At 36.4% G+C, this 14,293-nt stretch carries 5 protein-coding genes and 5 pseudogenes; 6 read left to right on the top strand and 4 right to left on the bottom strand.

What is annotated here, in order from left to right:
- Nucleotides 1–2: 2 nt before the first annotated feature.
- A pseudogene (locus AYJ55_RS11240) lies at nt 3–281 on the top strand (helix-turn-helix domain-containing protein); the annotation flags it as partial.
- On the opposite strand, the pseudogene AYJ55_RS33060 reads toward AYJ55_RS11240, so the two are convergent.
- A pseudogene (locus AYJ55_RS33060) lies at nt 277–1,367 on the bottom strand (IS3 family transposase); the annotation flags it as partial. The pseudogenes AYJ55_RS11240 and AYJ55_RS33060 sit on opposite strands and share 5 nt — an antisense overlap.
- Nucleotides 1,368–1,519: 152 nt before the next feature.
- Here AYJ55_RS33060 and AYJ55_RS11225 point away from each other — a divergent pair.
- From AYJ55_RS11225 to AYJ55_RS11215, 3 genes and pseudogenes are all read left to right on the top strand, one after another.
- Complete coding sequence (locus AYJ55_RS11225; protein WP_063653415.1) at nt 1,520–1,885, top strand: IS630 transposase-related protein; 366 nt, start codon at nt 1,520–1,522, stop codon at nt 1,883–1,885.
- The gene (locus tag AYJ55_RS11220; RefSeq protein WP_162505291.1) at nt 1,809–2,342 is read left to right on the top strand and encodes an IS630 family transposase; all 534 of its coding nucleotides are present in this window, start codon (nt 1,809–1,811) and stop codon (nt 2,340–2,342) included. The genes AYJ55_RS11225 and AYJ55_RS11220 overlap by 77 nt, the downstream gene beginning before the upstream one ends.
- Nucleotides 2,343–2,364: 22 nt before the next feature.
- A pseudogene (locus AYJ55_RS11215) lies at nt 2,365–2,913 on the top strand (integrase core domain-containing protein); the annotation flags it as partial.
- A gap of 83 nt (nt 2,914–2,996) precedes the next feature.
- On the opposite strand, the gene AYJ55_RS35925 reads toward AYJ55_RS11215, so the two are convergent.
- The gene (locus tag AYJ55_RS35925) at nt 2,997–3,494 is read right to left on the bottom strand and encodes an Rpn family recombination-promoting nuclease/putative transposase (protein WP_425393796.1); all 498 of its coding nucleotides are present in this window, start codon (nt 3,492–3,494) and stop codon (nt 2,997–2,999) included.
- Nucleotides 3,495–3,539: 45 nt separating this feature from the next.
- Nucleotides 3,540–4,575 (bottom strand): annotated as a pseudogene (locus AYJ55_RS31915) (IS3 family transposase); the annotation flags it as partial.
- A 337-nt stretch (nt 4,576–4,912) separates the two neighbouring features.
- Between AYJ55_RS31915 and AYJ55_RS11200 the strand changes: the two are divergent.
- Both AYJ55_RS11200 and AYJ55_RS11190 read left to right on the top strand, forming a co-directional pair.
- On the top strand, nt 4,913–11,170 hold the full coding sequence (locus tag AYJ55_RS11200) for an Ig-like domain-containing protein (RefSeq protein WP_063656407.1): 6,258 nt from the start codon (nt 4,913–4,915) through the stop codon (nt 11,168–11,170).
- Between the two features lie 386 nt (nt 11,171–11,556).
- Nucleotides 11,557–12,963 carry a hypothetical protein gene (locus tag AYJ55_RS11190; RefSeq protein WP_063656403.1) on the top strand — a complete coding sequence of 469 codons (1,407 nt, stop codon included), beginning with the start codon at nt 11,557–11,559 and terminating at the stop codon, nt 12,961–12,963.
- A 97-nt stretch (nt 12,964–13,060) separates the two neighbouring features.
- On the opposite strand, the pseudogene AYJ55_RS11185 reads toward AYJ55_RS11190, so the two are convergent.
- A pseudogene (locus AYJ55_RS11185) lies at nt 13,061–14,103 on the bottom strand (IS481 family transposase).
- Between the last annotated feature and the right edge of the window lie 190 nt (nt 14,104–14,293).

Raw genomic sequence — 14,293 nt, 5'->3', positions numbered from 1 at the left:
CTATGTATCAAACAAATAATCCTATCATCAAACATAAAGTCGGGTTACTTAACCTCGCTGAAGAGCTTAATAACGTCTCAAAAGCCTGTAAGATTATGGGGGTATCCCGAGATACGTTTTATCGCTACCAGGAACTTGTTAACGATGGTGGGATAGACGCTTTAATTAATCAAAATCGACGGGTGCCTAACGCAAAAAATAGAGTAGATGAACAGATTGAAAGCGCTGTAGTTGAGTATGCCATTGAATACCCTGCACACGGTCAACATGTAGTGGTCAACTAAAATTGGCCACCCTACCTGACTGTTCACGGAACAGTCGCTCTGATTCGTTTGGCGTTAATCCACCGTTATACCAGTGAGGTCTTATATCGCTATAGTAGTGGGTTATGTAGCGAATAATGGCTGACTGAGCAGTACTAAAGCTTTGGTAGCCAGTCGTTGGCACCCATTCGGTCTTCAGACTACGGAAGAATCGTTCCATCGGACTATTATCCCAACAATTCCCTCTGCGACTGATACTTTGGGTCATCTGATAACGCCACAATGCCTGCCTATACTGACGACTGGTATAATGACTTCCCTGATCACTATGGAACATCACCTGTTTGGGATGCCCACGTAGTTCCCAAGCCATTTGTAGTGCTTTGGCGGTTAATTCTGAGTCTGGTGCAAATGACATTGCCCAGCCCACCGGTTTTCGGGCAAACAAATCCAATACCACAGCCAGATAGGCCCATCGTGAGCCTGTCCAAATATAGGTTACATCGCCGCACCAAACCTGGTCAGGCTTTGTAACAGCGAACTGCCTATTGAGCAGATTTGGAATATCAATACGTTCATTTCCACCGCGGTTGTATTTATGTTTTCGCTCTTGGCAACTGACGATGATTAATTCTTTCATCAACTTACCCGCTAACCACCGCCCAAGTTTCACGTTGTGTGTATTGGTAACCATCGTGGCGATAGTCCTTGCGCCAGCAGAGCCGCCACTAACGTTCCACGCTTCGCTGACTAGGCTACGTTTTATCGTCCGCTCAATATCTGGCTCCTTAGGCCGACACCAATAGCGATAACTGCTTCGGTGAACATTAAAAATACGACACAAAGTTTTCACCGGATAAAGCACTCTTAGCTTTTCAACTACCGAAAATTTTTCAGTGAGTCGGACATTAAGAGCGCAGTAGCCTTTTTTAAGATGTCATTCTCCATTTCCAGCCGGTGGATTTTTTTCTTCATTTCTCTGAACTCAATTTGTTCAGGTGTTAATGGCAGACCAGGCGATGTTTTCCCTTGACGTTCTAAACGAAGGGCTCTTACCCACCGGCTAATCGCTGAAAGACTGACGTTCATGCCTTTCGCGGCTTCCTGGTATAGCTAGGCGACTTAATTTTGATTACAGCATATGTATTAAAAACAGGTCATCGATAGTGCATCCTGTTTCCATCTTTTTACGTTTAGCTTGAGACCATTTATGTTCTATATAGCTAGGCGACTTAATTTTGATTACAAGGTGTGTTATGAGTTATACAATTGATTTTCGACGTAAAGTAATATCTGTAAGGAAAGCCGAAGGTTTAACAATTCGAGAAACTGCGAAACAATTCCGTATTGGAAAAGCGTCTTTAGTACGTTGGCTTAAACGACCAGAGCCAAAAAATTCAACGCCACGTAAGAGGAAGCTCGATAAAAATGCTTTAGCAAAAGATGTGGAACAGTATCCAGATGCTTACCAAAAGGAACGGGCAGAGCGATTCGGTGTTTGTAAAAAGACTATTTGGCAATCCCTTAAAAAGCTGGGATTAACCTATAAAAAAAACTCTATTCCATCCAAAAACCAACGAAAGCGACAGGCTGGCACATCAGCAAAAAAGACAACAGTATGAAAAAAAAGATAAATCTGTTGTTTTTATTGATGAAAGTGGTTTTTCACATGACACTCCACGAACTCACGGCTATTCCCCAAAAGGTCACCGTTGTTTTGGCCTGAAAAACTGGGGTGCTAAGGGAAGAACAAATGTTATTGGCGCTTTATTGGGAACAACCCTTTTTGCTATCGGATTATTTGATTGCAATATTAATCGTGATGTTTTTTATGTTTGGATCACAAAAATATTGCTCCCAGAACTTCCTGAAAATTCTGTTATTTTTATGGACAACGCTAGCTTTCACAAAGGTAAGAATATTGAACAGGCAATTATAAACGCAGGACACCAGATAGAATATTTGCCTGTGTATTCACCAGATTTAAATCCTATAGAACATAAATGGTCTCAAGCTAAACGTAAAAAGATGGAAACAGGATGCACTATCGATGACCTGTTTTTAATACATATGCTGTAATCAAAATTAAGTCGCCTAGCTATATCTGGGTTCACAAGATACTTTTTATGTCGGTCATTTAAAAGGCGTTGGTCGTGTTTATCAACAAACTTACATTGATACTTACAATAAAGTCGTTCATTGTAAGCTTTACACAACAAAAAGCGCGATAACGGCGGCAGATTTATTAAATGACAAGGTTCTCCCTTTTTATTCCCAGCATGGGTTACCGGTGTTACGTATACTGACGGACAGAGGCAGTGAGTATTGTGGTAAAGTTGAATATCACGATTATCAACTTTATCTCGCTATCAATGATATTGATCATACAAAAACTAAAGCTCGTTCACCTCAAACTAATGGGATTTGTGAACGCTTTCATAAAACTGTATTACAAGAGTTCTATCAGGTGGCTTTTCGTAAGAAAATCTATAGGGCTTTAGATGAATTACAAGCTGATTTAGATAAATGGTTAGCGGAATATAATAACCAACGCACTCATCAAGGAAAAATGTGTTGCGGTCGAACTCCTATGGCAACTTTACACGATGGAAAACAACTTTGGAGAGAGAAAGATTTAAATCAAATTTAATCTGACAGGTACTGTATAAATAACCGGTAACTGTCAGATCAAGTCTGAGCTACCACACTTAATTTCTGGCGTTCTGTCATAGTTTAATCTTTAAATAGGCTGCTCATTTCAGTATCAGTGAGACCCGTAAATTTCATCACTGATTGTCTGTCCATGCCACTTTCGAGCATTTGGCGCGCTATCTTCATCGAAGCCTGTTTTTCGCCCTCTTGAATCCCTTCAATTTTACCTTTTTGAAGGCCTTTCTCTTCACCAATTTGAATACCCATTTCTTCAATTTGTTGAGCAATGGTCATAAGTGCTCCTTCGTGTTTCTCTGATTGTTTGGCTATCTTAGTAATAAATTCCATGGGTTTTTGAGCGTTACCTTCTTGGATGAGATAGTTGAACATAGTAATAACCTGATTGTCCGTATAATAATTATACGACAATAGCGTAACAATTTCATTCAGAAGCTCCGTCATATCTCGGCGACGAATGTGTTTTTGTACCAGCGTTAACAGAGCCATTCGCTTATGCTTCATAATTTCACCGTCATCAAGCGTTGTCACATCTGCTAATTTAAACGGTTGCGTATAAATACGCTCTGCGAGTTTTCTGTCATGAAAACAGTCAAGCCAATTAGTGCTATAGTAATGGGTAATGTAGCGAATAATGGCTGACTGAGCAGCACTAAAGCTTTGGTAGCCAGTTGTCGCGGCACCCATTCGGTCTTCAGACTACGGGAGAATCGTTCCATCGGACTATTATCCCAACAGTTTCCTCGGTGGCTCATGCTTTGGGTCATCTGATAACGCCACAATGCCTGCCTATACTGACGACTGGTGTAATGGCTTCCTTGGTCACTATGAAACATGACCGGTTTGGGATGACCACGCAGTTCCCAAGCCATTTAGTAGTGCCTTACTTGTTAATTCTGAATCTAGCGAAAATGACATTGCACAACCCACGGGTTTTCGGGCGAATAAATCCATTACTACCGCCCGATACGCCCATCGGGCACCTGTCCAAATATAGGTTACATCGCCACACCAAACCTGGTCAGGTCGGGTGACAGCAAATTATCTGTTGAGAATATTGGGAATATCAACGCGCTCATCTCCTCCCCGTTTGTATTGATGTTTTTTCGTTTGGCAACTGACAAGGTTTAACGATTTCACCAGATTACCTGCCAACCAACGGCCAAGTTTAACCCTGAGTGTATTGGTAACCATTGTGGCGCCAGCGGACCCGCCACTGACTTTTCCAAGCTACGTTTTACCATCTGGAGCCTTCGGCCGACACCAATAGCGATAACTGCTTCGGTGGATACTAAAAATACGACACAATGCTTTTACCGGATAAAGCGCTCTTAACTTTTCAACTACCGAGAATTTTTTAGTGAGTCCGACATCAAGAGCGCAGTAGCCTTTTTTAAGATGTCATTCTCCATTTCAAGGCGTTGAATTCTTTTCTTCATTTGCTTGAGCTCAACGTGTTCCGGTGTTAATGGCAGCCCAGGCGCAGATTTCCCTCGCGTTCTAAAAGAAGTGTTTTTACCCATCGGCGTATAGCTGAAAGGCTTACATTCATCGCTTTCGCTGCTTCCAGGTAGGTGTAATTTTGGTCAAGGACTAATTGGGCGGTTTCACATTTAAATTCCGCAGTATATGTTTTACTCATTTTGGCACCTATAAAAATTATGAGGTAAGTATATCACCTCAACTTTAGGTGGCCAAATTCAGTATGCCACTACAATAGCCCAATGGAGCGATTTTTGTAGTTTCTCTTCTTCATATATTGAATCATTTATCTATTAAAAACGTTAGTCTAGTTCTAAAAAAATTTAGATATATTCGAAACCTGCTCAATATTGATTAATCATTGGGTTATGTCATAAGTTAACCTCTAGTTCAGGATGATGCTTGGTTTTAATTTTAAATAATAAACTTTGTTAAAGGATATAACATATTTTGAGTTCTTATTTTGAAAGAAAAAAATAATTTGGGGATTGATTTTTTTGCAATTTTTTTACATCATATTACCACATATTGCCTATTCATCACAACCAACTAAAAAATCTTATCCGTTAACTCCCTTTGAAAATTTAAGTCCAGAAAATTATCCTCTGGAAATGCCAGAAATTGAGGTAGTTGAAAAAGATGACGCAAAAAATACGAGAGTAAAATCTATTTTACCTGATTTAGACAGTTCTAATTTCGATCCAAAAGAAGAGGATACATTTGATAAGAAAATAGCTTCAGGAGTTACTCAGGTGAGTAATATTCTTCTAAACAAGGATCCATTAGAGACTTCTATTGGCTATGCAAAGAATATTGGCCTAGGATTAGTTAATCAACGAATTACCGGTTGGTTAAACCAATATGGTAAGGCCCGTGTTTCTTTTAATACAGATACTAAAATTTCGGGCGATTTTTTATTACCTATTATTGATAAGGAAAACAGTCTTCTTTTTAGCCAGTTAGGACTCAGAAATAATGCTGAAAGAAATACGGTAAACCTCGGTTTAGGATATCGCCAATATTGGAAAAAATTGATGTATGGTGTTAATACTTTTTATGATTATGACATTACCGGAGGTAATGCGCGTTTAGGAATTGGTGGTGAAACGTGGACAGATTATTTTAAACTTGCTGTAAATGGTTATTTTGGCTTGACTCAATCGCATCAATCAAAATTATCACGCATGGATGATTATGATGAACGTCCTGCAACAGGTTTTGACGTTAGCGCTGAAGCTTATTTGCCAAAGTACCCTCAATTTGGCGGTAGTGTTAAATATGAAAAATATTTTGGTAAAGGCATCGATCGTCACGCTAACCTTGATCCAACCCAATTAAATGATTATCCACAAGCTTTAAGTTTAGGAATAATTTACGCGCCTATCCCCCTGTTAACCTTCAGAGGGGAACATTCAATTGGTGATCAGAATAATACAAAAATTAGCATGAATGTGAACTATCGTTTTGGGGTATCACTTCAACAACAATTAGATCCTGATTCTGTTGATATAATGCGTAGTCTCGTTGGTAATAAGTATGATTTTGTCGACCGAAATTATGATATTGTGATGCAATATAGTAAACAAGAATTAATAAATATTGCTTTACCTAAAGAGATAATTGGTGAAGCTAAAGAAATAAAGACAATCAATGTTAAGGTCAATAAAACAAAGTATGGTTTAAAAGATATAAAGTGGATTGTGGACCATCACTTTTCCACTGATGGGGGAGAATTCAAAAAAATTTCACAGACTGAAGCGCAAATTATCTTACCACCTTATTCGAATTTTTCAAAAGAATATTATATCAGCGCAGTAGGTATTGATAAAAACCATAATGAGTCAAATAAAGCCACAACAGTTATTCGGAGTATTCGATCTACAAACGACTTTAGTACAAATTTAATTATTACACCACCAGGAAAAACTCTCACAGCAAATAATAAAGATAGGTATGTTGTTACAGCTGAGATCAAAGATAAAAAAGGAAAGCCACTTAGTAATGAAAACATTACTTTTGAGATAAGTGGGCTGAATTTAATTAATGGTGAATCCGGCGCAACATTATCTTCTAGTAGTCATATTGATAATAAAAAACTCACCGTTAAAACAGATAGTAATGGAAAATCCTTCATTGAAGTTTTTAGTAAAACTGCCGGTAAAGGTAGCATTACAGCAACGATGGACAATGGAAATCATAAAAGTGCTACTATTAATTTTGAGTCGGATGAAAACACAGCTGAAATAAAAGACAGTAACTTAGAAGTTATCACTGATAATCAAATAGCAAATGGTCGAGCGGAAAATAAGGTAAAAGCCGTCGTTACCGATAAGTATGGTAATGAAGTGCCGAACGTTATAGTCAAATTTACCGCGAGCAATGAAGCAAATTCCCAAAACCGTAATGTTACTACCGACAATAATGGTAAAGCGATTTTTAGTATTGTCAGTGAGCAAGCAGGACAAATGAAAATCACAGCCAATATTAATGGTTCTAATACAGAAAAAATTATTACTTTTTTAGCAGATGTCAGTACCGCGGAAATAGGCAGTGTAAAGCTTGATGATACTACGACGACAAAGATAGCAGATGGCAATCAGTATTTTACCTATACCGCACAATTGGTAGATAAAAACGGTAATCCAGTGAAAGTAGCAAATAAGATTATTCGTTGGCATCAAGATAAAAACACGGATGTTAACGTGCCACCTACTAGTGAAACTGATGCTAATGGTCAAGCCAAAATTAGACTAACCAGCACAACAAAAGCCGTTGATAATGTAATGGTAAGTGCACAGTATGAAGATACCCCTCAACGGGAGGCTAATGAGAGAGTTAGTTTTATTGCCGATATCAGTACCGCGAAAATAGGTAGTATAGAGCTTAATGATACTACAACGACAAAGATAGCAGATGGCAGTCAGTATTTTACCTATACCGCACAATTGGTAGATAAAAACGGTAATCTATTAAAGATAGCTGATAAAGTTATCGATTGGCACTTAAATAAAAACACGAATGTTAACATGCCATCTACTAGTGAAACTGATGCTAATGGTCAAGCCAAAATTAGACTAACCAGCACAACAAAAGCAGTTGATAGTGTAGTGGTAAGTGCACAGTATGAAAATACCCCTCAACGGGAGGCTAATAAGAGAGTTAGTTTTATTGCCGATATCAGTACCGCGAGAATAGGTAGTATAAAACTTGATGATGCTACAACGACAAAGATAGCAGATGGTAGTCAGTATTTTACCTATACCGCACAATTAATAGATGATAATGGTAATCTAATAAAGATATCAAATAAGATGATTAGTTGGTATCAAGATAAAGACAATGCTGTTATTTTGCCAAAAACTAGTGAAACTGATGCTAATGGTCAAGCCAAAATTAGACTAACCAGCACAACAAAAGCAGTTGATAATGTGGTGGTAAGTGCACAATATGAAAGTACCCCTCAACGGGAGGCTAATAAGAGAGTTAGTTTTATTGCAGATAGTCATACCGCTCATATTGACAGCCTAAACGTCGATAAAGGAACTGCAACAGCAAACGGCTCTGATGTCATTACATTTACCGTAACAGTGAAAGATGCAAACGGTAATCTTGTTCCAAAAAATGAAATCGCTATTAGTCAGAGCCCAGAAGGGACAGGAACATTTGAGAATTTAAATGATGGAAAAATTATAACAGATGCTAATGGTCAGGCCACTTTTAGACTTAGAAGTAACAAAGCAGAAAATGTGACCGTAACAGCAGTTAACGATACCGATACAACGGGAAAAGAAAAGGTAGTTAACTTTGAGCCCAATGATAGTACAGCAACCATAGCGATAGAAAATGATAAAGATAGCGGAATAGCGAATGGCTCTGATGTCATTACATTTACCGTAACAATCAAAGACGGAAATCGTAATCCGTTTATCAATCATCAGTTGAATATCAAAACCACTTTAGGTGGTTTAAATCCTAAAACTGTTAAAACAGATCAGCACGGTAAAGCTACTTTTACGTTAGAGAGCAAAAAATCAGGCAATGCGACAGTAACTGTTACTCATACTCAGTCTAGTAAACAGCAAACTAGCAATGTCAGTTTTAAAACTGATAGCAGCACCGCAAGTATTGCCAGTCTAACAGCAGATAAGGATAGAGCAACAGCGAATGGCTCTGATGTTATTATATTTACCGTAACAGTGAAAGATGCAAACGGTAATCTTGTTCCCAAAAATGAAATCGCTATTAGTCAGAGCCCAGAAGGGACAGGAACATTTGAAAATTTAAATGATGGAAAAATTACAACAGATACTAATGGTCAGGCCACTTTTAGACTTAGAAGTAACAAAGCAGAAAATGTGACCGTAACAGCAGTTAACGATACCGATACAACGGGAAAAGAAAAGGTAGTTAACTTTGAGCCCAATAATAGTACAGCAACCATAGCGATAAAAAATGATAAAGATAGCGGAATAGCGAATGGCTCTGATGTCATTACATTTACCGTAACAATCAAAGACGGAAACCGTAATCCGTTTATCAATCATCAGTTGAATATCAAAACCACTTTAGGTGATTTAAATCCTAAAACTGTTAAAACAGATCAGCACGGTAAAGCTACTTTTACGTTAGAGAGCAAAAAATCAGGCAATGCGACAGTAACTGTTACTCATACTCAGTCTAATAAACAGCAAACTAGCGATGTCAGTTTTAAAGCTGATAGCAGCACCGCAAGTATTGCCAGTCTAACAGCAGATAAGGATAGAGCAACAGCGAATGGCTCTGATGTTATTATATTTACCGTAACAGTGAAAGATGCAAACGGTAATCTTGTTCCCAAAAATGAAATCGCTATTAGTCAGAGCCCAGAAGGGACAGGAACATTTGAAAATTTAAATGATGGAAAAATTACAACAGATACTAATGGTCAGGCCACTTTTAGACTTAGAAGTAACAAAGCAGAAAATGTGACCGTAACAGCAGTTAACGATACCGATACAACGGGAAAAGAAAAGGTAGTTAACTTTGAGCCCAATAATAGTACAGCAACCATAGCGATAAAAAATGATAAAGATAGCGGAATAGCGAATGGCTCTGATGTCATTACATTTACCGTAACAATCAAAGACGGAAACCGTAATCCGTTTATCAATCATCAGTTGAATATCAAAACCACTTTAGGTGATTTAAATCCTAAAACTGTTAAAACAGATCAGCACGGTAAAGCTACTTTTGCGTTAAAGAGCAAAAAATCAGGCAATGCAACAGTAACTGTTACTCATACTCAGTCTAATAAACAGCAAACTAGCGATGTCAGTTTTAAAGCTGATAGCAGCACCGCAAGTATTGCCAGTCTAACAGCAGATAAGAATAGAGCAACAGCGAATGGCTCTGATGTTGTTATATTTACCGTAACAGTGAAAGATGCAAACGGTAATCTTGTTCCCAAAAATGAAATCGCTATTAGTCAGAGCCCAGAAGGGACAGGAACATTTGAAAATTTAAATGATGGAAAAATTACTACAGATGCTAATGGTCAGGCCACTTTTAGACTTAGAAGTAACAAAGCAGGAACGGTGACTATAACGGCAACAACTACCAATACTGATAAAGCAGGAAGAAAAGAAACTACAGTTTTTGACCCTGATACAAGTTCGGCACATGTTACCTCATTAAATAATAAATTAGATAAAAATTATGCAAGTGCAGATGGTAGAACTCCTGTTAAATTTATTGTAGAAGTAAAAAACAAGCAAGGTAGTGCGCTAGCAGATATTCCAGTTAAGATTACAACGACTCTAGGTCATTTTGCTGATAATAAAAAACAAGAGACAACAGTAAGAACGGATAAAACGGGTAAAGTTGAATTTTCTTTAATAAGCAATGACGATGGTCAAGCAATGTTGCATGCATCCGTTACTGACAATCGGAATGATGTCGGTAAAAAAACTGACTTTGATTTTATCAAATATGATTTTGAAATTAATGAAAAAAATAGAAGTATCATTGTTAATGGCTCGTTTCTGTATAAGGTCAAGTTAATTCCCTCACGCAATATTGAAAGCTATAAAGAAGGCGAATTTGTGAAGAATGATCTGATTGAATGGGTTTCAAGTAAGCCAAATATTGCTACTATAAATAATACTGGTTTAGTAACAGGAAAAAGCGCAGGAATTACTACTATTACTGCTAAAGGTAATCATGATGGATTTGAATTTATGGTAACATCAACGATTAACGTAAAAGAAAAAAAGTTCTCTCCTATTTATGGAGATCAAAATACAACGTTACATGAATATATAATCGAACCGCCAACCTATAGTCTTGTGTTTTCTGGGGGATGGATTGTTGATCGATTAGGAACACCAGAAAACACATTAATGACTGGCGGTCCAGGTGGGAATATTGTAAACGTAAAAAATATGAATGATGTAAAATCATTTGAGGTGACGGTGGGAGATAATTATTTTGGTACAAAAAAGTCAAGGGAAAACGTTGAAGTTCGGAAAGTAGCCGATTTAAAACTTGATATGGATATAAATAAGGTAGAATATGTAGTTGAAGGAGTTTTTATTGGTCAAATAGTTATTACGTATAAGAATGGTCTCACGAATAAAATAGGCAAAAATGAAGGCTTAATTAATCATAGAACAGAGACTTACAATATTCCAGATGGTTATATCTTACAGGGTATAAAAGTCGGGACATTTGGGGTTTACATACAAAGTATTCAGTTTATTTCTATGCCAGAATCATAAAATGTTCCATCGCCAGTCGAATGTTCATGGCCCCCAATTTATTCGGTGGGCAGAAATTAATAATTTTCTTCTAGATTATATTAGGTAATTTGTAATAATAAGGAGGTAACTATAAAGAACATAGTGATATTTCTGGTAAAGTGGTTAAATATTTTTATTTTTACGTTTTTTATGTTGATTATATCGATTTATATGGTCATAAAAACACATTGGGGAGCAGAACAATTAAGTTATTTATTAAGTAAATATACTCATTATGATGCTAAAATAGACGATATTAGCCATAGTCTTAAAACACCAGGAATAATCTTATTTAAAGATGTTTCTATCCATAATAAAAAAATAACTTTTCTCTCAATGTAAAACAAATTAGGTTAGAAATTTTCTTGCAAAAAATATTTTCAAAATTGTCGTTTGACAGAATAATCCTTACAGAAGGAAAAGTAAATCTACCTATTTCTTTCAAGGCGTTTCCTTTTATAACTAAAAGACTAAAATTAGAAAGGATTAATATAAGCTATAGAGGTAAAAATATTTCTAACGTAGCTACTAATATGACTGGCGAAATAACCTTCCACAATTCATTCGAAGAAGGTGTTTTTCAGTTCAATTCTGATCGACTTGAGTTAAATAATTTTAACTTAACAAATTTGATGGTAAAAGGAGCATATAAAAAAAATTTTCTTTCATTCAATAAATTTTCTGCTCATGTCAATAATGGTATTATTAACGCCAACATTGTTCAATATACTGATAATTCACTCACTGTTGAAAAACTAGTGTTAGCTAACACGGATTGGCAATTTTCTATGTCATTTGACGAAATGCTTAATATACTGAAAGACATTAAAAACCTAAAAGTTGAAGATATGGATTTAATAAATACTAATTTCCAAGGAAAAGAGTGGTCAATTTTAGGTTTATCAGGAAAGGTAAATGATATAAATATTATTGATGGGCATTGGAAAAACTCTTTTAATAAAAGTGAATTAAATATTGATAAGTTAATATCACATAATCAACAAATTAGTCACCTAGTTGCAGACATAACATATTCAAATGATATACTTTACTTTCATCGTCTTTTTGGTTATACACACGAAGGTACGTTTAGTTTAAAGGTAATTTCGAATATACAACACCATTCGATTAATATTGTAGATGCGAGGTTAGCTAATATACATTATCAATTACCTGCTAATTGGATAGAATTTATTACATTGCCGGTTACAAATTCGATTACTTCGTTACACGTTACTAATTTGAAATTAATTAATTCATCAATTATAGATATTAACCATAATTTCCCCTTCGAATTTACTAATATTAATGGTGATATCTCTAATATGGATTTTATAAAACAAAAAAAATGGGGATTATGGAAAGGGAAAGCTAGATTTAATGCTAACAGTGGTATGATTAATCAGATTGTTTTACGGCACCCTTATTTAGAAATATCTCAACAGAATAATACTAATATTATTTCAATGTTCAATGCCCGTATAAAAAATGCTTTAGTAAGATTTACTGCTAACATCGAACAACAAATGGATAAGTATCTTTTTGCATTGGAAGGGGAGGGCTTTAATATTAATCTAGGTATACTAAATCAATGGGGCTGGAAGAATTTACAAATAGATTCAGTTGGAAGCTTTAATTTCATACTTACAGGAAATTTATTAGCCAATTCCATTGCTGAAACCTTAGCAGGAAAATTATCTTATCAACCTACTACAGGAAAAAAAGAGACTTATTCTATTGTTAATGGAGAAATAAAGTTGTGTTGCATGTAAGCGGTGTTGAGAGGTTTTGTTCGGTTACTTCGTCATGAGTTGTAGTAGCTCAGACTTAATCTGACAGTTACCGGTTATTTATACAGTACCTGTCAGGTTAAATTTGATTTAAATCTTTCTCTCTCCAAAGTTGTTTTCCCTCGTGTAAAGTTGCCATAGGAGTTCGACCGCAACACATTTTTCCTTGATGAGTGCGTTGGTTATTATATTCCGCTAACCATTTATCTAAGTCAGCTTGTAATTCATCTAAAGCCCTATAGATTTTCTTACGAAAAGCCACCTGATAGAACTCTTGTAATACAGTTCTATGAAAGCGTTCACAAATCCCATTAGTTTGAGGTGAACGAGCTTTAGTTTTTGTATGATCAATATCATTGATAGCGAGATAAAGTTGATAATCGTGATGTTCAACTTTACCACAATACTCACTGCCTCTGTCCGTCAGTATACGTAACACCGGTAACCCATGCTGGGAATAAAAAGGGAGAACCTTGTCATTTAATAAATCTGCCGCCGTTATCGCGCTTTTTGTTGTGTAAAGCTTACAATGAACGACTTTACTGTAAGTATCAATGTAAGTTTGTTGATAAACACGACCAACGCCTTTTAAATGACCGACATAAAAAGTATCTTGTGAACCCAGATAACCTGGATGCGCTGTTTCAATCTCACCACAGGCTTCATCATCTTGCGCTTTCTTTTCTAGAACACTGATTTGTGATTCTGACAGGATAATTCCTTCTGTTGCGATTTTATCTTCAAGCGCTTTTAGGCGTTTTGTAAAATTTTCGAGATTATGGCGCAGCCAAATAGAGCGAACGCCACTCCCCGAAACAAAAATGCCTTTTTTTCTTAGTTCATTACTACTGCGGTGTTGACCGTGTGCAGGGTATTCAATCGCATACTCAACTACAGCGCTTTCAATCTGTTCATCTACTCTATTTTTTACGTTAGGCACCCGTCGATTTTGATTAATTAAAGCGTCTATCCCACCATCGTTAACAAGTTCCTGGTAGCGATAAAACGTATCTCGGGATACCACCCCATAATCTTACAGGCTTTTGAGACGTTATTAAGCTCTTCAGCGAGGTTAAGTAACCCGACTTTATGTTTGATGATAGGATTATTTGTTTGATACATAGAATTACCTTTTATTTAATTATCTAATGATGTTAATTAAAACCGGTAACGCTCTTTTTTAAATCAGAATTGTCGGATTAAGTTAAGACTAATACACATGAGTTTCGCACCAATAAAAAAACGCTCTATTTTTAAGTTTAATTCAGCATAATATATAAATAGACAAAATCTTATAAATTAAAAGCAACTT

Source organism: Candidatus Arsenophonus triatominarum (assembly GCF_001640365.1).
GTDB lineage: Bacteria > Pseudomonadota > Gammaproteobacteria > Enterobacterales > Enterobacteriaceae > Arsenophonus > Arsenophonus triatominarum.
The sequence above is the reverse complement of the archived record's forward strand: the minus strand, read 5'-3'. Positions and strand labels throughout refer to the sequence as shown.